Raw genomic sequence first — 22404 nt, forward strand, 5'->3', positions numbered from 1 at the left:
CTCCCTCGTGGAGGCTTTTTTATTTCTGGCGACACTTAATCGGATCACACGATCCCAACGAGAACTGACCAGCCCGGCTGGAAGAAGAGGAAATCATGTCCCAACTCGCAGACCTGGTGGCCCGTGCCACGGCCGCCATCGACGAGGCGGCGGATATCGCTGCTCTGGACGCCGTGCGCGTCGAATTTTTGGGTAAGAAAGGGCACCTGACGCTGCAAATGACCACGCTGCGCGAATTGCCAGCAGAAGAGCGTCCAGCAGCCGGTGCGGTTATCAACGATGCCAAGCAGCAAGTGCAGGATCGCCTTACCGCGCGCAAAGAGACGCTGGAAAGCGCTGAGCTGAACGCGCGTCTGGCGGCAGAAACCATCGATGTGTCGCTGCCAGGTCGTCGCGTTGAGAATGGCGGTTTGCATCCGGTCACTCGTACCATCGATCGTATCGAAAACTTCTTCGGCGAACTCGGTTTTGCGGTAGTGACCGGTCCGGAAATTGAAGATGATTACCATAACTTTGATGCGCTGAATATTCCGGGGCATCACCCGGCGCGTGCCGACCACGACACCTTCTGGTTTGATGCCACGCGTTTGCTGCGTACCCAAACTTCAGGCGTGCAGATTCGCACTATGAAAAATCAGCAGCCGCCAATCCGCATCATCGCGCCAGGCCGCGTTTATCGTAACGACTACGATCAGACGCACACACCGATGTTCCATCAGATGGAAGGTTTGATTGTCGATAAAGACATTAGCTTCACCAATCTGAAAGGCACGCTGCACGATTTCCTGAACAACTTCTTCGAAGAGAACCTGCAAATCCGCTTCCGTCCTTCTTACTTCCCGTTTACCGAACCGTCTGCGGAAGTAGATGTGATGGGTAAAAACGGCAAATGGCTGGAAGTACTGGGTTGCGGCATGGTGCACCCGAACGTACTGCGCAACGTGGGCATCGATCCGGAAGTGTATTCAGGCTTTGCCTTTGGCATGGGCATGGAGCGTCTCACCATGCTGCGCTACGGTGTGACCGATCTGCGCGCCTTCTTCGAAAATGATTTACGTTTCCTCAAACAATTTAAATAAGGGCAGGTTATCCAATGAAATTCAGTGAACTCTGGTTACGCGAATGGGTAAATCCAGCCCTGGACAGCGCTGCGCTGTCTGAGCAAATCACCATGGCCGGCCTCGAAGTGGATGGCGTCGATCCGGTTGCCGGTGCTTTCACCGGTGTTGTCGTGGGTGAAGTGGTTGAGTGCGGCCAGCATCCGAATGCCGACAAACTGCGCGTTACCAAAATCAACGTTGGCGGCGATCGCCTGCTGGATATCGTTTGCGGCGCGCCAAACTGCCGTCAGGGCCTGAAAGTGGCGGTGGCCACCGTGGGTGCGGTATTGCCGGGCGATTTCAAAATCAAAGCGGCAAAACTGCGCGGCGAGCCGTCTGAAGGCATGCTGTGCTCATTCTCAGAACTGGGCATTTCCGACGATCACAGCGGCATCATTGAGCTGCCTGCTGATGCGCCGATTGGTACCGATATCCGCAGCTATCTGCAGCTGGACGATAACACCATTGAAATCAGCGTCACGCCAAACCGCGCCGATTGCCTCGGCATCATCGGTATTGCGCGTGATGTGGCGGTACTAAACGGTTTACCGCTGACCGCGCCTGCCATTCAGCCGGTCAACGCGACGATTAGCGATACGTTCCCGATTCGCGTTGATGCGAGCGCAGCGTGCCCGCGCTACCTTGGCCGCGTAGTAAAAGGGGTGAATGTGAAAGCAGCCACGCCGTTGTGGATGCGTGAAAAATTGCGTCGCTGCGGTATTCGCTCAATCGATCCGGTCGTCGATATCACCAACTTTGTGCTGCTGGAGCTCGGCCAACCAATGCACGCCTTTGATCTCGACCGCATCGACGGTGGCATTGTGGTGCGCATGGCGAAAGAGGGCGAAGTGCTCACGCTGCTGGATGGTACCGAAGCCAAACTGAGCAGTGATACGCTGGTGATCGCCGATCACCACAAAGCGCTGGCGATGGGCGGCATCTTTGGTGGCGAGCATTCGGGCGTAAATGAAGAGACGCAAAACATCCTGTTTGAGTGTGCCTATTTTGATCCGCTGGCGATTACCGGTCGTGCACGTCGTCAGGGCCTGCATACCGACGCATCGCATCGCTACGAGCGTGGTGTCGATCCCGCGCTGCAGCACAAGGCGATTGAGCGTGCCACACAGCTGCTGCTGGAGATCTGTGGCGGCGAAGCCGGCCCGGTTATCGATCAAACTGACGCGAATGCGTTGCCGCCGCGCGCCACCATCACGCTGCGTCGTGAAAAGCTTGACCGTTTAATTGGCCACGTCATTGCCGACGATCAGGTGACCGATATCCTGACGCGTCTCGGTTGCGAAGTGACGGTGGGTAGCGGTGAATGGCAAGCCGTAGCGCCAAGCTGGCGCTTCGATATGGCTATCGAAGAAGACCTGGTGGAAGAAGTGGCTCGCGTGTACGGCTACAACAACATCCCCGATGTGCCGGTAAAGGCCAGCCTGATCATGACGCAGCATCGCGAAGCCGATCTGTCGCTGAAACGCGCGAAAAATCTGTTGGTTGATAAAGGCTATCAGGAAGCGATTACTTATAGCTTCGTTGATCCAAAACTGCAGCAACTGCTGCATCCAGGTGAAGAAGCCCTGATTCTGCCAAGCCCGATCTCAAGCGACATGTCGGCGATGCGCCTATCGTTGTGGACCGGTTTGCTGGGGGCGGTGGTGTACAACCAAAACCGTCAGCAGGGCCGCGTGCGCCTGTTTGAGAGCGGTTTGCGCTTTGTACCTGATACACAGGCCGATCTGGGCATTCGCCAGGATCTTATGCTGGCCGGTGTTTTAAGCGGTAATCGCTACGAAGAGCATTGGGATCTGGCGCGTCAGACGGTTGACTTCTATGATTTGAAAGGCGATTTAGAATCGCTGCTGGATTTGACCGGTAAACTCGATGAGATTTCCTTCCGTGCGGAAGCCAATCCGGCGCTGCACCCAGGACAAAGCGCCGCAATTTATTTACACGGTGAACGAATCGGATTTATCGGTGTGGTTCATCCAGAGCTGGAACGTAAGCTGGATCTTAATGGTCGCACCTTAGTGTTTGAACTGCTTTGGAATAAGGTCGCAGACCGCGTCCTGCCTGATGCGCGCGAGATTTCACGCTTCCCGGCAAACCGTCGCGATATCGCTGTGGTGGTGGCTGAAAACGTGCCAGCAGCAGATATCATTGCGGAGTGTAAGAAAGTTGGCGTAAATCAGGTAGTTGGCGTAAACTTGTTTGACGTGTACCGTGGTAAGGGCGTAAACGAAGGTGAAAAGAGCCTTGCGATTAGCCTGATTTTGCAGGATACCAGCCGGACACTCGAAGAAGAGGAGATTGCCGCGACCGTTGCCAAATGCGTTGCGGCATTAAAAGAGCGATTCCAGGCAACCTTGAGGGATTGAACCTATGGCGCTTACAAAAGCTGAAATGTCAGAGTACCTGTTTGAAAAACTCGGGTTGAGCAAACGTGATGCCAAAGAGTTGGTTGAACTTTTTTTTGAAGAGGTTCGCCGCGCGTTGGAAAACGGAGAACAGGTAAAACTGTCCGGATTTGGTAATTTTGATCTGCGTGACAAAAACCAGCGTCCGGGCCGTAACCCGAAGACGGGGGAAGATATTCCTATCACCGCGCGCCGAGTGGTGACATTCCGTCCGGGACAGAAGTTGAAAAGTCGCGTTGAGAACGCGACACCCAAGGATGCTGACTAATTTCAGTACGACAAAAAGGCCGCTTAGCGGCCTTTTTTTTGCCTGAAAACTGGCCGTTCTGCACGATGTATTCACGATGTAAGGATTGCGTAAGCATCCGGAAAATAGGGTGAAAATCGGTCCGCGCCGATAGTGACTGTAGCAACGCTTTTGTTATAACAGCGCCATCACACAGCAACTGGTTTGAATAATGAAGAAGATCGCACTTTTATTAAGCATCCTGTTAGGCATGCCGCTGTTGGCTAGCGCCAATGTTTCCGTCAACATCAACACGCCAGGTGTTTCCATTCATATTGGCGATCAAGATAAGCGTGGCTACTATTGGGATGGTTACGACTGGCGTGCGCCAACCTGGTGGAAGCAGCATCATAACCAGCGTATTGGCACCAAAGGCCCGCACGGTTACTGGAACGGTAACGGCTGGCAGGCCCAGCATCCAGGCAATGGTGCGCACCGGGATAACCCACGCCAGCCACATCAGCAGCCGCAGCATCACGATCAGCGTGATAAGCAGCAGAAGCATGATAATCACGGCCAGCCGATTCCTCCGCATCAGTAATACACGTCCAGCGGCGCCTTCACAGCGCCGCTTTCTTTTTGCTGTAATCCCTCTACAATCAAATCTCTGTTTTCTCAGCCAATCTTATCTATGACTCTGCTGGATCAGCTTGCCCGTCAGGCAAATCGCCGCAGCCAGCGCTGGCTTATCGCACTCAGCGTGCTGTTAGTGCTGCTGATTGGACTTAGCCTGTGTGCCGGTGACAGCTGGATTTCCCCCACCCAATGGTTTTCGGCCAATGGCGATCTGTTCGTCTGGCAACTGCGCATGCCGCGTACGCTGGCAGTGGTGCTGGTTGGCGCGGCGCTGGCGGTATGTGGTGTGGTGATGCAGGCACTGTTCAATAATCCGCTGGCGGAACCGGGCTTGCTTGGCGTGTCTAATGGCGCCGGCATTGGTTTGGTGATGGGCGTGATGCTCGGTAACGGCTCGTTATGGAGCTTAGCGCTGGCGGCGATGGCTGGCGCACTACTGATTACGCTTCTTCTGCTGCATTTCGCGCGCCAACAGTTATCGGTGAGCCGTTTACTGCTAACCGGCGTAGCGCTGGGCATTATCTGTAGCGCGATCATGACATGGGCGGTGTACTTTAGCACCAGCCTCGATCTGCGCCAGCTCATGTACTGGATGATGGGCGGTTTTAGCGGCATTGACTGGCGCTATGGCTGGATGATGCTGGCGCTGTTGCCGGTCACGCTGCTGCTAATTGCTACCGCGCGTACGCTTAACTTATTGGCGCTGGGTGAAACCTCAGCGCGTCAGCTGGGTTTGCCGCTGCTGCTGTGGCGCAATTTGCTGGTACTGGCTATGGGTTGGTTAGTCGGCGTTAGCGTGGCGATGGCCGGCGCAATTGGCTTTGTTGGCCTGGTCATTCCGCATCTATTACGCCTCAGTGGTTTAAGCGATCACCGCTATTTGCTTCCGGCGGCAGCGTTGGCGGGTGCGGCGGTACTGCTCGGCGCAGATATTATTGCTCGCCTGGTTTTAACCTCGGCCGAACTGCCGATCGGTGTGGTAACCGCCACGCTCGGCGCGCCGCTGTTTATCGTGTTATTAGTGAAGTCTTCGCGCTAGCTTTGGCTGGCAACGTGTTATCAACAACAGGAATCGACTATGAGCATTTATCAAACTGAACTGGTCACGCTGGATGGAGAGAAAACCACGCTGGCAGCATATGAAGGAAAAGTATTGCTGGTGGTGAATGTGGCCTCAAAATGTGGCCTGACGGCGCAGTATGAGCAGCTGGAATCGTTGCAAAAAGCCTGGCAGGATAAAAATTTCAGTGTGCTCGGTTTCCCGTGCAATCAATTCCTCGAGCAAGAGCCGGGCAGTAACGAAGAGATCAAAACCTTCTGCAGCACCACTTACGGCGTTACCTTCCCCATGTTTGATAAAACCGATGTCAACGGTGAACAGCGTCATCCGCTGTATGCGCAGCTGACGGTGGCACAACCGGTTGCGCAGCGTCCGGAAGGCAGCGGGTTCCTCGAACGTATGGAGAGTAAAGGCCGTGCACCTAAAGCGCCGGGCGATATTCTGTGGAACTTCGAGAAATTCCTCATCAATAAGCAGGGCCAGGTGATTGCCCGCTTCTCACCGGATATGACGCCGGATGACCCGATCATTCTGAAACGCGTTGAGCAGGCGCTGGCAGAGTAAATGGTGCTGCAGTGCCACGGAGCCAGCGTCTCAGGGCGACTGGCTCCGGTCGAACTTTGCGTCAACGCCGGTGAACTGGTGCACCTGGTTGGGCCGAACGGTGCCGGCAAAAGTACGCTGCTGGCGATGCTGTCAGGCTTGTTGCCGAGCCAGGGCAGCATGCTGATCGGCGGTACAGCGCTGGCGGCGCTTAGCGGGGCGGCGTTGGCGCAGCTGCGTGGCTGGCTGCCTCAGCAGCAGATGGCGCCGGGACAGATGCCGGTGTGGCACTATCTGCGTATGCACATCGCGCTACTCACGGCTGAAACCGACGATGTTTTACAAGACGTACTGGCCCAACTGGGGCTACAAGACAAGCTGACCCGCAGTGTGACGCAGCTTTCCGGCGGAGAGTGGCAACGGGTGCGTCTGGCTGCCGTGGTGCTACAGGTCCATCCGGCGCTTAATCCACGCGGCAAGCTGCTGCTATTAGATGAACCAATGAGTGCGCTGGATGTGGCGCAGCAGCGGGCAGTCGATAAGCTGCTGGCTGAGCTGTACCGTAGCGGTCTGGCAATTGTCGCCAGCGGCCACGACCTTAATCACAGCCTGCGCCATGCCGACCGCGTGTGGTTGATGCATCGGGGCGAGGTGGTTAAACAGGGCAGGGCCAGCGCGGTGTTAACTGCGGCACAATTAGCGCCACTCTATCAAACTCCGTTTGAACAAATCGATACCGCACAAGGTCCGCTGCTGTTTATTCCCTGACAGAGCATTGCGTGCCGTAGCGCTTTGCCGCTAAAGTGTCAGCCGGACAAGGAATGAAGGAAAACGCTGATGCGGCTGACGATTTTTATTTTGGCACTGTTGCTGGCCGGTTGTAGCCATCATGCACCGCCGCCGAATGGTCGTCTGTCCGATTCCATCACCGTAATTGCCCAGCTCAACGAGCAGCTTAGCCGCTGGCGTGGCACGCCCTATCGCTACGGCGGTTTAAGTCGGGGTGGTGTCGATTGCTCGGGTTTTGTCTATCTCACTTTCCGCGATAAATTCGACATGCAGCTACCGCGTTCGACTATCGATCAAACCGACATTGGTACCCGTATCAATAAAGACGATCTGCTGCCTGGCGATCTGGTGTTCTTCAAAACCGGTAGTGGAGAAAATGGTTTGCATGTGGGTATTTATGATACCGACAACACCTTTATTCACGCCTCTACCAGTCAGGGTGTGATTCGCTCCTCGCTGGACAATGTTTACTGGCGCAAAGTATTTTGGCAGGCGCGTCGCATCTAAACGTGGATCTGTTTGAGCATTAAAAGCGCGAAAAAATAAGGGTTATTCACCCTGAATTAAATCCGAATTGTGCCGATATTTAACTATCATTTAAAATGGCACTTTACCCGCCATTGATTTAATACTAAAAATAAAGCGTAATTTTATTTAATTGGTATGGACATTAACCCCGGCTTATTTGGCTTAAGTATTATTTGCGGCTTAAACCGACGTAATAAGACTGAAAACGGCATCTCTTCAAACGTTTGGTCCTATTGCCTGGTTGTTTTCGTTGATATACGATGCGCCAATTGCCATTGCTTCTGGCTTGTAAAATGAAAGTCCATCTGTCTGCCGACTATCAGTCGGAAACCTGGTTTTATCCAGTTTATTCTCTGACGGGCCAGCTGACTGCGGTCGAGCTGGTTACGCAATTTGTCCACGACAGCGCACCTATTACGCTGCCGCAGGATTTGCTGTTGCCGCAGCTGGATGATGCGCAGCAATTACGTCTGTTACAGAGCCAACTTTCATTGCTGGAAAAGTACCGCGACTTTTTTGAGCTCAATCAAATTATCGCTTTGGTTCGTATTGATGATTCTATGGCAAATACACTTTTAGCCAGCGAGTTTCTGTTAAGAAAGTTCAAACAAATTCCTTTTATTGTTTTGGATATCAGCGAAACGTTTCCGCAATTGGCATTGGGTAAATCCCATCCTCTGTTAGCGGCGTTGCAACACGAATTTCGTTTATCGCTTTCACAATTTGGCGCAGGAAAAGCACCGGCAAATGCGGTGTACGATAATCTGTTTAGCGTCCTGAAACTGGATAAAGCCTTTATTCAGGGGTTGGCTAAGCGCGCTTCCTTTACGCCATTTATTCAAACGGTTATCGATACTTTCTCTGATTTTGCAGAGCAGATCATTATTTGCGGTGTCGACGATAATCAAATGATGGAAAAGATGAACACGCTTAGCGGTGCGCAGCTGCAGGGCAGTCTGTTCCCGGTGGTTAAGGCCGAACGCTTGAACGATCTGATTTATTCCGACCTTGATTTACCCACGCCTTCGCAGCAGTAATCCTTTCGCCTGTCTTCCGCGCCGCGTCGGCGTTACACTCTGCTTTATCTTAAAACTCAATGCTGGTGCCTTGTTAAAGTGCACCTTCAGGAGTATCGATGCAATTTACCAATAGTTGGCAGCAAGAATTACCCGGATTCTACACCGCGCTGCCGCCGACGCCGCTGGCGGGTGGACGGCTGTTTTATCACAATGCACCGCTGGCGCAAGAGATGGGGGTAGACGATGCGCTCTTTGCCGGCAACGGCCACGGCGTATGGTCAGGACGTGAGCTGCTGCCCGGCATGTCGCCGCTGGCACAGGTTTACAGCGGCCACCAGTTTGGCGTTTGGGCCGGACAGCTGGGCGACGGACGCGGCATTTTGCTCGGTGAACAGCAGCTGTCCAAGGGTGGCAAGCTGGACTGGCACCTGAAAGGAGCAGGATTAACGCCCTATTCGCGAATGGGCGATGGACGCGCGGTGATCCGTTCCAGCGTGCGTGAATTCCTCGCTTCCGAAGCGCTGCACCATCTGGGAATTCCCACTACGCGCGCGCTGGCGTTAGCGATTGGTGATGAGCCGGTACTGCGCGAAACGCAGGAGCGCGGCGCGATGTTGATGCGCATTGCGGAAAGCCATCTGCGATTCGGTCATTTTGAACACGTCTATTATGCGGGTGAGCAAGACAAAGTGCGTATGCTGGCGGATTACGCTATTCGCCATCACTGGCCGCAGCTGCAGGATGAAGCGGATCGTTATCAGCTGTGGTTCACCGATATTGTGAAACGAACCGCCAGCCTGATCGCGCATTGGCAAAGCGTTGGCTTTGCGCACGGCGTGATGAACACCGATAACATGTCGATTCTGGGATTGACGCTGGATTACGGTCCGTACGGTTTCCTCGACGACTATCAGCCGAACTATATCTGCAATCACAGTGATTATCAGGGGCGCTACGCCTTCGAAAATCAGCCGATGATTGGCCTGTGGAACCTGAATCGACTGGCACATGCCTTATCCGGTTTGCTGAGTACCGAACAGCTTAAGCAGGCGCTCGGCCAGTATGAAAATGAGTTGATGCGCGTTTGGGGTGAGAAGATGCGCGCTAAGCTTGGTTTGCTAACAGCAGATGCCAATGACAACACTATTCTCACCGGCCTGCTGTCACTGATGACCGCAGAACACAGCGATTACACGCTGACCTTCCGCATGCTGAGCGACACCCAACAGCAGGAAACCCGTTCGCCGCTGCGTGATGAGTTTATCGATCGCGCCGCCTTTGATCGCTGGTACAGCGACTATCGCCAGCGCCTGTTACAAGACCAGGCCAGCGATGAGCAGCGTCAGGCGGTAATGAAAGCAGCCAATCCGGCACTGGTGTTGCGCAACTATCTGGCACAGCAGGTGATTGAAGAGGTTGAGAAAGGCGAGACGACGGCGTTAGCCAGGCTGCATAACGCGTTACAGCAGCCGTATAGCGATGCGGCCGTTAGCGCTGAGTTGCGCCAACGGCCGCCAGAGTGGGGCAAAACGCTGGAAGTGAGCTGCTCCAGCTAAGCGTTAGTTGAAACGGCTGTCGACTGCGGCAGCCAGTTTCGCCAGTACCTCGGCGCTGTCTTCCCAGCCGAGGCACGGATCGGTGATCGATTGGCCATAGGTTAACGCTTCACCGCTCACCACTTTTTGATTTCCTTCCTGCAGGAAACTCTCAATCATCACGCCGGCAACCGCACGTGAACCCGCGCGGATTTGTGCGGCCACGTCATCGGCAACGTCACGCTGACGACCATGCTGCTTCAGGCAGTTGCCGTGGCTGAAGTCGATCACCAATTGCTCAGGCAGGTTGAAATCGCGCAAATTCGCTGCCGCCGCTGCCACATCTTCAGCGTGATAGTTGGGCTGACGGCCGCCGCGCAGGATCACATGACCATGCGGGTTGCCGCTGGTTTGATAAATGGTCATCTGACCGTTTTTATCGGGTGACAGGAACATATGGCTGGCACGCGCGGCGCGAATCGCATCTACCGCGATCTGTACGTTGCCGTCGGTGCCGTTTTTAAAGCCCACCGGACAGGAGAGCGCCGAGGCCATTTCACGGTGAATCTGGCTTTCGGTGGTACGCGCGCCAATCGCGCCCCAGCTAATCAGGTCGGCAATAAATTGGCCGATCACCATATCGAGAAATTCGGTGGCGGTCGGCATGCCCAGCGCATTGATATCCAGCAGCAATTTGCGGGCAATAGCAATGCCGCGATTCACATCGTAACTGCCATCCAAATCTGGATCGGAAATCAGGCCTTTCCAGCCCACGACGGTGCGGGGCTTTTCGAAGTAGGCACGCATCACAATTTCCAGTCGATCCTGATGGCGCTCGCGCAGCACAGTCAGACGCTGGGCATATTCCATCGCCGCTTTGGGGTCGTGCAGTGAGCATGGGCCGATAATCACCAGCAGACGTGGATCTTCACCGGTCAGAATACGCGCAATGCGTTGGCGTGCCGCGGTGACGTTGGCGGCAATTTCCGCCGAAATGGGGTGTTCATGCGCGAGTGCAGCCGGAGTCAGCAGGCTACCGATGCGCGCGGTGCGCAGTTCATCAGTCTTGTTCATTGAGATTCTCAAAAATGGGTTCTTCGCAGCGGTGAAATACCGGGAAGTGATGGTGGTCACAATAAACTAATAGTCTGCGAATTCAACCTGCTAAAAACAAAGGGCATACAACAAGACGGAAGCCAGGCTTTACGCCTTAAATACAGGTGGATTCTCAGCCCATGAGGTCGCCAAAGTTGGCGACACAACAGAAGGCTGTTAATACATGCTGCGGCTGAGGCCCATGATATCGAGGATTTTGGTGGCGATCTCTTCCACCGAATAGTTGGTACTGTTGAGGTAACGAATCTGGTTAGTGCGGAACAGCGCTTCCACTTCGCCCACTTCCAGGCGGCATTGGCGCAGCGACGCATAGCGGGTATTTTCCGCGCGCTCCTGTCGAATCGCCGCCAGACGCTCCGGATCGATGGTCAGGCCGAACAGCTTATGCTGATGCGCACGCAGCGCCGGCGGCAGCTTCAGGTTATCCATGTCATCCGCGATGAAGGGATAGTTGGCGGCACGCACGCCAAATTGCATTGCCAGGTAGAGGCTGGTGGGGGTTTTACCGCAGCGCGATACGCCGAGCAAAATCACCTGCGCATCCTCCAGGCCACGTAACGAAATACCGTCATCATGTGCGAGGGTGTAATCGATCGCCGCAATACGCGCGTCGTATTTACCCAGATTGCTGGCGGTTAATCCGTGCGTTCGGTGCGCTACCGGCATTGATGCGACGCCCAGTTCGCTCTGCAACGGCGCCACCAGCGCCTGCACGATGTCCTGACAAAAGCCTTCGCTCTCCAGAATAATTTCGCGCACGTCAGGAGTGACAATGGAAAAAAACACCACTGGACGTAGGCCGCTCTGCTGATACAACGCGTTGATCTGTGCTTTAACCGCCTGCGCGCGCTGCACATTCTCCACAAACGGCAGCGTCACGCTATGGGTCATCACCGGGAACTGTGACAGCACCGCATGCCCGAGCACTTCGGCGGTAATGGCGGTACCATCAGAAATGTAAAAGACGCTGCGTTCAGTATTCATAGTGCGAATAATCCTCTTGCGTACCCATGACCAAATTAACAATGACAATATTTCATTTTAAATAATAGTAAAATGAAATATCCATATTGTCCGCTAGTGCGCTCACAAAGATGAATAAGCGAATAATCAATTTTAGATGAAATGCTGTTTTGAAAAGCGCTATTTTCGCGCATTTTCCTTTTCGCGCATGAAATAAAGTGTGCAGGCGTTGAGCAACAAAAATCAATCGCTAACCCTCTGAAAAGGGGAAAAATATCGCCACAGCAATCAATTAACCTGAAATAGAAGGGTTGCGCAACTCAGGTAATTCTACGTACTAATCCTATTTTGCCGCTCTTTTCCTGCTTTAACGATTCAACACTTAGTCTTTATTAATCGGTTGTGCCAGGCTGTTTTGGCGAACAGCAAAATGTTCCATGTGTATTCACATCATTTAAAAGGATAATCTCAATGTCCAATCAAGACCAACAGTCGCTAGTGCTCTGGTACAACCAGCTTGGCATGCATGATGTTGATCGGGTGGGAGGTAAAAATGCCTCCCTCGGAGAAATGATTACTAATTTGTCGTCGCTGGGCGTTTCCGTGCCAAATGGCTACGCGACCACATCTTACGCGTTTAATCTGTTTCTCGATCAAAGCGGACTGAACCAGCGTATTTATGATTTGCTGGATAAAACGGATGTTGATGATGTTGCTGAACTCGCGCAAGCGGGTAAACAAATTCGTCAATGGGTGGTCGATACGCCATTCCAGCCTGAGCTGGAGGCGGCGATTCGCAGCGCCTACGAACAACTCTCTGCGGATGATGCTGAGGCCTCCTTCGCGGTGCGCTCATCAGCGACCGCCGAGGATATGCCCGATGCCTCGTTTGCTGGCCAGCAAGAAACGTTCCTCAACGTGCAGGGCTATGACGCGGTGATTATCGCAGTCAAACACGTTTACGCTTCCTTATTTAACGATCGTGCCATCTCTTATCGTGTGCACCAGGGCTACGACCATCGCGGCGTCGCGCTGTCAGCCGGTATTCAGCGCATGGTGCGATCGGACCTCGCTTCGTCTGGCGTAATGTTCACCATTGATACCGAATCGGGCTTTGATCAGGTGGTGTTTATCACCTCGGCGTACGGTTTGGGTGAAATGGTGGTGCAGGGCGCGGTTAACCCCGATGAGTTCTACGTCCACAAACCGACGCTGGCAGCCAATCGCCCGGCGATTGTGCGCCGCACCATGGGCTCGAAAAAGCTGCGCATGGTGTATGCCGATTCGCAGGAGCATGGCGAGCAGGTGCGCATTGAAGATGTTGAGCAGGAGCAGCGCGATCGCTTCAGTTTAACCGATGACGAAGTGCAGGCGCTGGCGCATCAGGCGGTGCTGATTGAGCAGCACTATAAGCGTCCGATGGACATTGAGTGGGCGAAAGATGGCCACACTGGCAAACTGTTTATCGTGCAGGCGCGTCCGGAAACGGTACGCTCTAATGGCCAGGTCATGGAGCGCTATACGCTGCAGGGTAAAGGCAAGGTGGTGGTTGAAGGCCGCGCCATTGGTCATCGCATTGGCGCTGGCGAAGTGAAGGTCATTCACGATATTAGCGAGATGCACCGCATTGAAAAAGGCGATGTGCTGGTAACCGATATGACCGATCCCGATTGGGAACCGATCATGAAGAAAGCGTCGGCCATTGTCACCAATCGCGGCGGTCGTACCTGCCACGCGGCGATCATCGCGCGTGAACTGGGTATTCCCGCGGTGGTGGGCTGTGGTGATGCTACCGATCACCTCAAAGATGGTCATAAAGTCACGGTTTCCTGCGCCGAAGGCGATACCGGTTATGTGTATGGCGAGCTACTGGACTTTGAAGTGACCAGCTCGCAGGTCGACACCATGCCGGATCTGCCGCTGAAAATTATGATGAACATCGGTAACCCGGATCGGGCCTTTGACTTCGCCTGCTTGCCAAACGAAGGGGTGGGCCTGGCGCGTCTCGAATTCATCATTAACCGTATGATTGGCGTGCATCCGAAAGCGCTGCTGGAGTTTGATCAGCAAACGCCGGAGCTGCAACAGCAGATTCGTCAGATGATGAAAGGTTTTGACGACCCCATTGAGTTCTACATCGGCCGTCTGACCGAAGGGATTGCTACGCTGGGCGCGGCGTTTACACCGAAGCGCGTGATCGTCCGTCTCTCTGATTTCAAAACTAACGAATACGCCAACCTGGTAGGCGGCGAGCGTTATGAGCCGGAGGAAGAGAACCCGATGCTCGGCTTCCGCGGTGCCGGTCGTTACGTGGCCGACAATTTCCGCGACTGCTTCAAGCTGGAGTGTGAAGCAGTGAAACGCGTTCGTAACGAGATGGGGCTGACCAACGTCGAGATCATGATCCCGTTTGTGCGCACCGTCGATCAAGCCGAAGCGGTGGTGGCGGAATTAGCAAAAAATGGCCTGAAGCGCGGCGAGAATGGCCTCAAGGTGATCATGATGTGTGAGATTCCGTCAAATGCCTTGCTGGCGGAACAGTTCCTTGAGCACTTTGATGGCTTCTCTATCGGTTCTAACGATATGACGCAGCTGGCGCTGGGGCTCGATCGCGATTCCGGCGTGGTGTCGGCTCTGTTTGATGAGCGCAATGATGCGGTGAAAGCGCTACTGTCGATGGCCATCAAGGCAGCGAAAAAACAGGGTAAATACGTCGGTATTTGTGGGCAAGGACCGTCCGATCATCAGGACTTTGCCGCATGGCTGATGGAGCAGGGCATTGATAGCCTGTCGCTCAATCCGGATACCGTAGTGGAAACCTGGTTAGGTTTAGCTGAGCTGAACGCCGCGAAACATTAACCAAACGGTAATTTTGACGTATCGGGCATGAATCTGATGCGTTGAGGTTAAAATCATTAAGGTCGGCACTGCTGGCCTTATTTTTTTGCATTAATAACAGACAAAAAAAAGCCCATCACAGGGGATGGGCAAAGACTACACACAGCAATTCTTCACTTTACTCAGGGGAATAAGGTTGTTTAAAAATCAGTAGCTTGATTCCAAACATAGGAAACATGTTATTGATCAGGCTCGCTGGCGTCTTTAAGAATCCTCTTATTAGTTTAAAGCTGATAACCTTTCATGGAGATTTTCTGAGGTTTTCGCGCCTGATTCAGTTTGAAAAATAATCATTCGATTAACGAATCCCGCCTAAAGCAGCGAAAACTGCGTTTTATCTTAAAAATCGCTTATGGAAAAAAATTATTGTTTCACTGAAATGAACGGGGGCATTAGGCGGGTTAAAGTAAGGCCAGTGTAAAACGGAGTATTGGCAGCGGAAAGTTTGGTGCGCACGGGGGCGCACCTGACAAAATTCATCTCAGCAACACTGTCACCTTAAGGATGCTCTTCTTCGTGCTCGGCGAGGGCTTCAATGGCGGTTTGCATATCATCATCCGGTTCGGGCGCTTCATGCATCCACACCGAAACCAGTCGATAAGAGACGGCCAGTACCACCGGACCGATAAACAGACCGATCATACCAAAGGCAATTAAACCGCCAATGACGCCGGAGAGAATCAGGATCATCGGCAAATCTGCACCCATGCGAATCAGTACCGGGCGCAACACGCTATCCAGCGTACCTACCACACAACTCCACACCAGCAGCACCGTGCCCCAGGTGGTATCGCCGCTCCAGTAAAGCCAGATAATGGCCGGAACCAGCACCACCAGCGGACCGAGCTGCACCAGGCAGGTCAGAATCATCAGCACGGTCAGCAACGTGGCATAAGGAATGCCGGAAATCGCCAGCCCAATGCCGCCTAGCACGCCTTGCACCAGCGCGGTGACCACCACACCCAGCGCCACGGCCCGAATGGCTTGACCCGCTAACAGCACTGCGGCATCGCCGCGGCGTCCGCTCATGCGATAAGCAAAATGACGAATGCCGTGCCCAACCTGTTCGCCGCGCCAGTAGAGCAGCACGCTGAACAGCAGCATCACGATGAGATGCATCATAAAACGACCAAAGTGCCCGGCCTGCGCGACGAAGAAGCCTGTCGTCCGACCAATATAAGGCTGCACCTGGCTCAGTATCGCCGAGCCACCGCCATCGACTAACTTGTGATAGCTGGAGTAGAGTTTTCTGCCCGCATAAGGAATCTCGCGTAGCCAGGCGAAATCAGGCATCACCAGATGGCGCTGCGTCGCCCAGGTAATTACCGGCGCACTGTTATCAATCAGGCTGCTGACCAGCAGAGCAATAGGAATAATAAACAGCAGTAATAGCAAAATAGTCATGGCGATCACCGCCAGCGAGCGTCGTCCCCACAGCAGATGTTGCAGACGAATCATCAATGGCCAGGTAGCAATCACCACCATGCTGGCCCAGGCGAAGCCCAGAATAAACGGCTGCACTACCCACAGACAGGCGATGATCATGATCAGAATGAACATCAGCGAAAACAGCATTTGCGGTAAGTCCATACCGCGTTGCAGGCTTTTCATCACAACGGTTAACCTCGATTGAATCCTTCAGAGTGGGGCTGAACAGCCCTGATTAATGATGATCTATTTCCCGAAAATTAAACAGGAAAAGCAGCGGAAGCGGCACGCATTCCTGAAAAAACAGCAGCCAGCAAAAAAATATGATAAAACCAAGGGCTGAAAAAAATGACGACGCAAACGTTTACAACATCTCGGTCACTCAATAATGATCCCACAGATTTCTCAGGCACCGGGCCTCGTTCAACTGGTGCTGACATTCCTGCAGTCCCTAAAAGAGCAAGGTTTTACCGGCGATACCGCCACCAGCTATGCCGATCGCCTCTCGCTCTCCACCGATAACAGCATTTATCAACTGCTGCCTGATGCGGCGCTGTTTCCACGCTCCACGGCCGATGTGGCGCTGATTGCGCGTCTGGCCGGTGAAGACCGCTTCACTAGCCTGGTGTTTACGCCGCGCGGCGGCGGTACCGGCACCAACGGGCAGTCGCTGAATCAGGGCATCGTGGTGGACATGTCGCGCTACATGAACCGCATCCTGGAGATCAATACCGAACAAGGTTGGGTGCGTGTTGAAGCGGGCGTGGTGAAGGATCAACTCAATGCGTGGCTGAAGCCGTATGGCTTTTTCTTCTCACCGGAACTCTCTACCAGTAATCGCGCCACCTTAGGCGGCATGATCAATACCGATGCTTCCGGACAGGGATCATTGGTGTATGGCAAAACCTCCGATCACGTCGAAGGTCTGCGCGCGGTGCTGCTGGGCGGCGATATCCTTGATACGCGCGCCATGCCCACCGAACTGGCGGAACAGCTGGCGAGCACGCCTACCGCTGAAGGCCGCATCTATCAGCAGGTGTTAACCCGCTGCCGCGAACAGCGCGATCTGATTCTGGAAAAATTCCCCAAGCTCAATCGTTTCCTGACCGGTTACGACCTGCGCCACGTGTTCAGCGACGATTTGCAGACCTTCGATCTGACGCGTCTGCTGTGCGGTGCGGAGGGCACGTTGGCGTTTATCACCGAGGCGCGCCTCGATATCACGCCCATTCCCAAAGTGCGTCGTCTGGTAAACATCAAGTACGATTCGTTCGACTCAGCGCTGCGTAATGCGCCTTTTATGGTGGAAGCAAAAGCGCTGTCGGTAGAAACCGTCGATTCCAAAGTACTCAACCTGGCACGTGAAGATATTGTCTGGCACTCGGTTAACGAATTGATTACCGATGTACCCGATAAAGAGATGCTGGGCCTGAATATCGTCGAATTTGCCGGAGACGATGGCGAGCTGATTGAACAGCAGATCGCTATGCTGTGTCGGCGGCTGGATGAGCTGATGCGGCAGCAATCCGGCGGCGTCATCGGCTACCAGCTGTGTGACGATTTGAGCGGCATTGAGCGCATCTATAATATGCGCAAAAAAGCGGTGGGCCTGTTGGGAAACGCCAAAGGACGTGCCAAACCGATTCCGTTTGTCGAGGATACCGCGGTGCCACCTGAACATCTCGCCGATTACATCGTCGAGTTTCGCGCACTGCTGGACAGCCACGGCCTGAGCTATGGCATGTTTGGCCACGTCGATGCTGGCGTGCTGCACGTACGTCCCGCGCTGGATATGTGCGATCCGCAGCAGGAGCTGCTGATGAAGCAGATCTCTGATGAAGTAGTGGCGCTGACTGCGCGTTATGGCGGTCTGCTGTGGGGTGAACACGGTAAAGGCTTCCGTGCGCAATACAGTCCTGAATTCTTTGGCGAAACGCTGTTCAATGAACTGCGGCGTATTAAAGCCGCCTTCGACCCCGATAATCGCCTGAATCCAGGCAAGATCTGTACACCATTAGGCAGTAACGAAGCGATGATGCAGGTCGATGCCGTGAAGCGCGGCACTTACGATCGACAGATTCCCGTCACAGTGCGTAATGAGTGGCGCGGTGCGATGGAGTGTAACGGTAATGGTTTATGCTTCAATTTCGACGCGCGCAGCCCGATGTGCCCATCGATGAAAATCACCCGTAATCGCATTCACTCGCCGAAAGGGCGCGCTACCTTAACGCGTGAATGGCTGCGCTTGCTCTCCGAACAGGGTGTGGATCCCAACCAGCTGGAAAAGGCGCTTCCTCATCAGGGCGCTAGCCTGCGCAGCTTAATTCAGCGCACGCGTAACACCTGGCACGCGAAGCAGGGCGAATATGATTTTTCGCACGAAGTGAAAGAGGCCATGTCGGGCTGTCTGGCGTGTAAAGCCTGTTCGACACAATGCCCGATTAAGATTGATGTGCCGAATTTCCGTTCGCGCTTCCTGCAGCTGTATCACACCCGCTATCTGCGCCCGATGAGCGATCATCTGGTGGCCAGCGTTGAGAGTTATGCACCGTTAATGGCCAAGGCGCCCAACGTGTTTAACTTCTTCCTGAAGCAGCCGTGGATGCGTGAACTCAGTCAAACTCACATCGGCATGGTCGATCTGCCGCTGTTGTCGTCACCGAGCCTGAAGCAGCAGCTGAGCGGTCATCCGGCGATGAACCTGACGTTAGAACAGTTGGAGGCGCTCGACAGTACGCAACGTGAAAACTGTGTGCTGGTGGTGCAGGATCCCTTCACCAGCTATTACGAAGCGCAACTGGTTACTGATTTCGTCAAACTGATTGAGAAGCTCGGATATCGCCCGGTGCTGCTGCCGTTTTCGCCGAATGGCAAAGCGCAGCATGTGAAAGGTTTCCTGCAACGCTTTGCGCGCACTGCCAGCAAAACCGCAGACCTCCTGAATCGTGTGGCGAAGCTCGGCATGCCGATGGTTGGCGTTGATCCGGCAACCGTGCTCTGTTATCGCGATGAGTACCAGCAGGTGCTTGGTGAGCAGCGCGGAGAGTTTAACGTTCAGCTGGTACACGAGTGGCTGCACAGTGCGCTGGCGGAGCGCGCGGTACAAACCGCCAGCGGTGAAGCCTGGTATCTGTTTGCGCACTGCACCGAAGTGACGGCACTGCCGTCCACGCCAAATCAGTGGCAGGGTATCTTTGCGCGCTTTGGCGCGAAGCTGGAGAATGTCAACGTGGGCTGTTGCGGCATGGCGGGCACTTACGGCCATGAAAGTAAAAATCTGGAGAATTCATTGGGGATTTACGAACTGTCATGGCATCCGCAGCTGCAAAAGCTGCCGCGTCAGCGCTGCCTGGCAACCGGTTTTTCCTGTCGCAGCCAGGTTAAACGCGCCGAAGGCAATGGCATGCGCCATCCGCTGCAAGCACTATTGGAAATGATGTAAACAAATTGTAGGAGACGTCACAAAGCTGGATTAGAATATCCAGCCTGCGTGGCGGACGAAATCACTCTGCAGGCGGGTGGCTTGATCCCACTCGCCGCTGAGCGCCAGTTGATGACACAGACGTGTTAACGATAGGCGCGCCAGTTGATAAGCCTGGATGCGAAACAAACGGTCACGATCGGCGTTGCCCATCTCCTGCACTAAGCGGTGATGCAGCTTGCCCATGGCATGCAGAAAACTGTGATCGTCGCCATTCAGTTCGCAGATTTCTGCCATATCGAGACAGGTGTCGTTAAAGCGACGCAGTTGTTCGAGGGTGCAATCGGTGCGGTTGAGCTTTGCCTGAGCCATGTAGAAGTCAACGGTGATATCGCGTACCGAGAACTTATATTCGTCGATTTTATGTTGTAACCAGGCTGAGACGGTAAGCGTCATATCGCCACCTTAATTGGTTAATGATAATCATTATCATATTCAACCGCGTCAGGAATGCAATTCCCGCTGTGAAATTTTATTGATTCCTTCTGCCTGTTAGTAAAATCGGCAATAACAATTTATTTACATAGTAGAAAGGCGTAACCTATCAATCAGGAATGAAACGTAAAATTGATTTTGGAAATTTTACGCCAATTTAACGGGTTACGTATACAGGGTGTGCACGGGAAGGCCACCGTCAATCTGCCCGGAAGCGACTATGCTTAATAAAGCAGCAGTAAAAAATAGCACGAGATGATTATCCCTGCAAAACAAGAGGTTGAAGTGATATCTGATATCACTACCATAGGGGGATAGCCTGAAAAGGCCCAGACATACGAGGTAGCACAATGTCATCAGTAAATGCCGACTCTTTTTCACCCGAAGATTTCGTCTGGAAAGGGCTCACGCTGACCGAATCGGCAGCAAAACAGATTCTTAACCTGGTAGAACAAGACCCTGAAGTCAAGGGATTGAAACTGGGTGTGAAAACGTCCGGCTGTGCCGGTTTTGGGTACGTTATGGACCTGGTGAAAGATCCTGCCGATGACGACCTGCAGTTTGAGCAATTCGGCGCAAAACTGTTTGTGCCACTTCAGGCGATGCCGTTTGTTGACGGTACCGAGCTGGATTACGTCCGCGAAGGTCTGAACCAGATTTTTAAATTCAACAACCCTAAAGCTCAACACGCCTGTGGGTGTGGTGAAAGCTTTGGCGTCGAGTAAGTGAAATATGTCACGACACAGCGAAGCATCTGACGATGTACAAATGTGGGAAGGTAAGCTCAATTATAAAGAGGGCTTCTTTACCCAGTTACAAACCGACGAATTTGCCCACGGCATCAATGAAGATGTGGTGCGCGCGATTTCGGCTAAGCGTAACGAACCTGAATGGATGCTTGAATTCCGTCTGAAGGCGTTCCGCGCCTGGGAACAGATGGAAGAGCCGCACTGGCTGAAAGCGCACTACGAAAAACTGGATTATCAGGATTACAGCTACTACTCCGCGCCGTCCTGCGGCAACTGCGATGACAGCTGTGCTTCTGAACCCGGCGCTACCCAAACCTCAGGCAGCGTCGCGTCAAGCGATTACCTGACGCAGGAAGTGGAAGAGGCGTTTAATCAGTTAGGTGTTCCGGTGCGTGAAGGTCGTGAAGTCGCGGTGGATGCGATTTTCGACTCCGTCTCCGTTTCGACCACCTATCGCGACAAGCTGGCCAAGCAGGGCATCATTTTCTGCTCCTTCGGCGAAGCGATTCACGATCATCCCGAGCTGGTGCAGAAGTATCTCGGCACTGTGGTGCCGCCAAACGATAACTTCTTTGCCGCGCTGAACTCGGCAGTGGCTTCCGACGGTACCTTCGTTTACATCCCGAAAGGCGTACGTTGCCCGATGGAGCTGTCGACCTATTTCCGTATCAATGCGGCTAAAACCGGTCAATTCGAGCGCACCATTTTGATCGCCGACGAAGACAGTTACGTTAGCTACATCGAAGGTTGCTCCGCGCCCGTGCGTGACACCTATCAGCTGCACGCAGCCGTGGTAGAAGTGATCATCCACAAAAACGCGGAAGTAAAATATTCCACCGTGCAGAACTGGTTCCCGGGCGGTGAAGGCGAGGGCGGTATCCTCAACTTCGTCACCAAGCGTGCGCTGTGCGAAGGCGATCACAGCAAGATGTCCTGGACGCAGTCCGAGACCGGCTCTGCGATCACCTGGAAATACCCAAGCTGCATTCTGCGTGGCGATTACTCGATTGGTGAGTTCTACTCTGTGGCGTTGACCGCAGGCCGTCAGCAGGCCGATACCGGCACCAAGATGATTCACATTGGTAAAAACACCAAGTCGACCATCATCTCGAAAGGTATCTCTGCGGGTAAGAGCCAGAACACCTATCGCGGTCTGGTGAAAATCATGCCAACCGCCACCAACGCGCGTAATTTCACCCAGTGTGATTCGATGCTGATCGGTGCCGAGTGCGGTGCGCACACCTTCCCGTATGTGGAAACGCGTAACAACACGGCGCATCTGGAGCACGAAGCTACCACTTCGCGCATCGGTGAAGATCAGATGTTCTACTGCCTGCAGCGTGGCATCAGCGAAGAAGATGCGATTTCAATGATCGTTAACGGCTTCTGCAAAGACGTTTTCTCCGAGCTGCCACTGGAATTCGCTGTGGAAGCGCAAAAATTGTTAGCTATCAGCCTTGAGCACAGTGTGGGCTGAT

At 53.7% G+C, this 22404-nt stretch carries 18 protein-coding genes, 1 other RNA gene and 1 other annotated feature (1 of these 20 running past the window's edge); of the genes, 14 read left to right on the forward strand and 5 right to left on the reverse strand.

The window, feature by feature from the left end; genetic code table 11:
• Nucleotides 1-24: a sequence feature (Phe leader region), on the forward strand; it begins 102 nt to the left of the window's first position.
• 71 nt (nucleotides 25-95) lie between these two features.
• The 10 genes from pheS to PMI17_RS21305 all read left to right on the forward strand — a co-directional run bounded on the left by pheS (nucleotide 96) and on the right by PMI17_RS21305 (nucleotide 9877).
• Nucleotides 96-1079, forward strand: a complete 984-nt coding sequence (pheS, locus tag PMI17_RS21260) for a phenylalanine--tRNA ligase subunit alpha (protein WP_007892680.1) — start codon at nucleotides 96-98, stop codon at nucleotides 1077-1079.
• A 14-nt stretch (nucleotides 1080-1093) separates the two neighbouring features.
• Complete coding sequence (gene pheT, locus PMI17_RS21265; RefSeq protein WP_007892682.1) at nucleotides 1094-3481, forward strand: phenylalanine--tRNA ligase subunit beta; 2388 nt, start codon at nucleotides 1094-1096, stop codon at nucleotides 3479-3481.
• A gap of 4 nt (nucleotides 3482-3485) precedes the next feature.
• Nucleotides 3486-3788, forward strand: a complete 303-nt coding sequence (gene ihfA, locus PMI17_RS21270) for an integration host factor subunit alpha (RefSeq protein WP_007892687.1) — start codon at nucleotides 3486-3488, stop codon at nucleotides 3786-3788.
• 190 nt (nucleotides 3789-3978) lie between these two features.
• Nucleotides 3979-4347 carry a DUF2502 domain-containing protein gene (locus PMI17_RS21275; protein ID WP_007892689.1) on the forward strand — a complete coding sequence of 123 codons (369 nt, stop codon included), beginning with the start codon at nucleotides 3979-3981 and terminating at the stop codon, nucleotides 4345-4347.
• A gap of 90 nt (nucleotides 4348-4437) precedes the next feature.
• Nucleotides 4438-5421 carry a vitamin B12 ABC transporter permease BtuC gene (btuC, locus tag PMI17_RS21280; RefSeq protein ID WP_007892691.1) on the forward strand — a complete coding sequence of 328 codons (984 nt, stop codon included), beginning with the start codon at nucleotides 4438-4440 and terminating at the stop codon, nucleotides 5419-5421.
• A 39-nt stretch (nucleotides 5422-5460) separates the two neighbouring features.
• Complete coding sequence (locus tag PMI17_RS21285; RefSeq protein ID WP_007892693.1) at nucleotides 5461-6006, forward strand: glutathione peroxidase; 546 nt, start codon at nucleotides 5461-5463, stop codon at nucleotides 6004-6006.
• Entirely contained in the window at nucleotides 6007-6753 is a 747-nt protein-coding gene (gene btuD / locus PMI17_RS21290; protein ID WP_007892695.1) for a vitamin B12 ABC transporter ATP-binding protein BtuD, read from the forward strand. It begins immediately after the preceding gene.
• Between the two features lie 69 nt (nucleotides 6754-6822).
• Nucleotides 6823-7281 (forward strand): NlpC/P60 family protein, encoded by a 459-nt coding sequence (locus tag PMI17_RS21295; protein WP_007892697.1) that lies wholly within the window; start codon nucleotides 6823-6825, stop codon nucleotides 7279-7281.
• Nucleotides 7282-7595: 314 nt separating this feature from the next.
• Nucleotides 7596-8339 carry an EAL domain-containing protein gene (locus PMI17_RS21300; protein WP_007892699.1) on the forward strand — a complete coding sequence of 248 codons (744 nt, stop codon included), beginning with the start codon at nucleotides 7596-7598 and terminating at the stop codon, nucleotides 8337-8339.
• Nucleotides 8340-8437: 98 nt separating this feature from the next.
• Nucleotides 8438-9877 carry a YdiU family protein gene (locus PMI17_RS21305; protein WP_007892703.1) on the forward strand — a complete coding sequence of 480 codons (1440 nt, stop codon included), beginning with the start codon at nucleotides 8438-8440 and terminating at the stop codon, nucleotides 9875-9877.
• 3 nt (nucleotides 9878-9880) lie between these two features.
• Here the strand turns inward: PMI17_RS21305 and PMI17_RS21310 are convergent, their stop codons facing one another.
• Complete coding sequence (locus PMI17_RS21310) at nucleotides 9881-10930, reverse strand: 3-deoxy-7-phosphoheptulonate synthase (RefSeq protein ID WP_007892706.1); 1050 nt, start codon at nucleotides 10928-10930, stop codon at nucleotides 9881-9883.
• Between the two features lie 198 nt (nucleotides 10931-11128).
• The gene (locus PMI17_RS21315) at nucleotides 11129-11956 is read right to left on the reverse strand and encodes a pyruvate, water dikinase regulatory protein (protein WP_007892708.1); all 828 of its coding nucleotides are present in this window, start codon (nucleotides 11954-11956) and stop codon (nucleotides 11129-11131) included.
• A gap of 450 nt (nucleotides 11957-12406) precedes the next feature.
• Between PMI17_RS21315 and ppsA the strand changes: the two genes are divergently transcribed.
• Nucleotides 12407-14794: a phosphoenolpyruvate synthase gene (gene ppsA, locus PMI17_RS21320; protein ID WP_007892710.1), complete on the forward strand. Its 2388-nt coding sequence runs from the start codon at nucleotides 12407-12409 to the stop codon at nucleotides 14792-14794.
• Between the two features lie 100 nt (nucleotides 14795-14894).
• Here the strand turns inward: ppsA and rprA are convergent.
• Nucleotides 14895-15002: antisense sRNA RprA (gene rprA / locus PMI17_RS25005), an RNA gene on the reverse strand.
• Between the two features lie 329 nt (nucleotides 15003-15331).
• Nucleotides 15332-16444, reverse strand: coding sequence for an AI-2E family transporter YdiK (ydiK, locus tag PMI17_RS21325; protein WP_007892711.1), 1113 nt, complete (start codon nucleotides 16442-16444; stop codon nucleotides 15332-15334).
• Between the two features lie 205 nt (nucleotides 16445-16649).
• Here ydiK and PMI17_RS21330 point away from each other — a divergent pair, with 205 nt between their 5' ends.
• Nucleotides 16650-19703: an FAD-binding and (Fe-S)-binding domain-containing protein gene (locus PMI17_RS21330; protein ID WP_007892713.1), complete on the forward strand. Its 3054-nt coding sequence runs from the start codon at nucleotides 16650-16652 to the stop codon at nucleotides 19701-19703.
• Nucleotides 19704-19733: 30 nt separating this feature from the next.
• Here the strand turns inward: PMI17_RS21330 and PMI17_RS21335 are convergent, their stop codons facing one another.
• Nucleotides 19734-20138 carry a hypothetical protein gene (locus tag PMI17_RS21335; protein ID WP_007892715.1) on the reverse strand — a complete coding sequence of 135 codons (405 nt, stop codon included), beginning with the start codon at nucleotides 20136-20138 and terminating at the stop codon, nucleotides 19734-19736.
• 389 nt (nucleotides 20139-20527) lie between these two features.
• On the opposite strand from PMI17_RS21335, the gene sufA reads away from it, so the two are divergent.
• Together sufA and sufB are read left to right on the forward strand one after the other, a co-directional pair.
• Nucleotides 20528-20902, forward strand: a complete 375-nt coding sequence (sufA, locus tag PMI17_RS21340) for a Fe-S cluster assembly scaffold SufA (RefSeq protein ID WP_007892717.1) — start codon at nucleotides 20528-20530, stop codon at nucleotides 20900-20902.
• A gap of 7 nt (nucleotides 20903-20909) precedes the next feature.
• Nucleotides 20910-22403 carry a Fe-S cluster assembly protein SufB gene (gene sufB, locus PMI17_RS21345; protein WP_007892719.1) on the forward strand — a complete coding sequence of 498 codons (1494 nt, stop codon included), beginning with the start codon at nucleotides 20910-20912 and terminating at the stop codon, nucleotides 22401-22403.
• Nucleotide 22404 lies beyond the last annotated feature (1 nt).

It is taken from the genome of Pantoea sp. GM01, from assembly GCF_000282675.1.
GTDB classification, from domain to species: Bacteria; Pseudomonadota; Gammaproteobacteria; order Enterobacterales; family Enterobacteriaceae; genus Pantoea; species Pantoea nemavictus.